This is a genomic window from Vibrio sp. 10N.286.49.E11 (assembly GCF_041469505.1).
Taxonomy (GTDB): Bacteria; Pseudomonadota; Gammaproteobacteria; order Enterobacterales; family Vibrionaceae; genus Vibrio; species Vibrio crassostreae_C.
This window is the reverse complement of sequence record NZ_JBFRKQ010000017.1, coordinates 1-517: the sequence shown is the minus strand read 5'-3', so window position 1 is coordinate 517 and position 517 is coordinate 1. Positions and strand designations below refer to the sequence as shown.

1 protein-coding gene is annotated in these 517 nt (G+C 44.3%); it reads left to right on the top strand.

The features are described 5' to 3' along the window. A partial coding sequence (locus AB4167_RS03295; RefSeq protein WP_136983011.1) for a hypothetical protein occupies positions 1-517 on the top strand: 517 nt, incomplete at both ends.

The following is a 517-nucleotide window of genomic DNA, read 5'->3' as shown; positions in this document are numbered from 1 at the left end:
ACCATTACTGACGGTGATATCCCAACCATTGATGCGGTGCCAAGTGTCACTTTCTCTGAAACGAATCTTGCAGATGGTTCTTCACCAAGCGGCAGTGCAGTAAGCCAAACAGAGACGATTACCTTCACCAATCAAAGTGATGATGTTGCGAGTTTCCGTATTGAGCCAACCGAGTTCAATGTGGGCGGTGCACTTAAATCGAATGGATTTGCGGTCGAGATAAAAGAAGATTCGGCTAATCCGGGGACTTACATCGGTTTTATTACTAATGGCTCGAACGCTGAAGTTCCTGTATTCACGATTACTTTCTCTACAAGTACTTTGGGTGAATACACCTTTACCTTACTTGAAGCGTTAGACCATGCAGATGGTTTAGATAATAACGATCTGAGCTTCGATCTACCTGTTTATGCGGTTGACACAGACGGCGATGGTTCATTGGTTTCGCAACTGAATGTGACCATCGGTGATGATGTTCAAATCATGCAAGACGGTACGTTAGATATCACTGAGCCAA